Below are 1,041 nucleotides of genomic sequence, written 5' to 3' on the forward strand. Positions count from 1 at the left end.
CATTGATTGGTTATGATATTTTAGCCTCAATTTTAGTAGCTTCTTGTTTTGCCTCTCACACTTTGTTATCTTTACCTATTGTCAGTAAACGAGGCTTGATGCGATCGAAAATGATGACGGTAACATTAGGTGGTACTCTGATTGTTAATATTTTAGCTCTTTTGGTATTAACAGTTGTAGTTAGAGCGAATGAGGGAGATTTGACATTGGGATTTTGGTTATATTTGATTCCCTCGTTAATTATCTATACCTTTGCCACTCTTTTGGGTGTACCGAAATTAGGAAGCTGGTTTTTTCGTACCTTTGGTAGAGATGAAGGAGCAGAGTTTACTTTTGTGGTATTAACTTTGTTTCTAGTGTCTTATGTAGCGAGATTAATAGATATTGAACCCATTATAGGAGCTTTTTTAGCTGGTATTAGTATTAGACCATTAATTCCGCCTTTGAGTCCATTAATGAATCGTATCCAATTTATTGGCAATACTTTATTTATTCCCCTCTTTTTATTGTCAGTGGGAATGTTGGTTAATCCTGCAACTTTAATTCAAGAACCTCGATCGTTTGTCGTGTCAGGGGTTATGATAGTAGTGGCGATCGTGGCTAAATTGATTCCTGCTTGGGGGGTGGGTAAATATTTTAAATTCTCCTTCCCTAATATTATGGTAATGTTTGGCTTGTCTGTTGCTCAAGCGGCTTCCACTTTGGCGGCGATTACCGTAGCTTTTAATATTGATTTAGTGGATGAGTTGACGGTTAATGGTACTATCGCAATGATTCTAGTTACTTGTATTGTATCTCCTTGGGTAACAACAAAATGGGCTGATCAAATTAAAATGGGAGAATCCACACCTTCAGCATCAGACTCCACCATCGAAAAACCACAGGAAGGAAAAGAAAAATCTCCTGTTTATCGAGTAGTTGTACCTGTTGCGAATCCTAATACCGAAGATAATTTATTAAACCTCGCCTTGCTATTAGTCAACGCCACCAAAGGCAAATTATTTCCTTTACATATCCTCACCGATACTAATGGGATAATTT

Annotated in this window: 1 protein-coding gene; it reads left to right on the forward strand. The window is 37.3% G+C overall.

What is annotated here, in order from left to right; all coding sequences use genetic code 11:
- The coding region (locus ACN4EE_RS23630) for a cation:proton antiporter (protein WP_431708956.1) at nt 1–1,041 on the forward strand (1,041 nt) is incomplete at both ends.

It is taken from the genome of Geminocystis sp. CENA526, assembly GCF_050753365.1.
Taxonomy (GTDB): Bacteria; Cyanobacteriota; Cyanobacteriia; order Cyanobacteriales; family Cyanobacteriaceae; genus Geminocystis.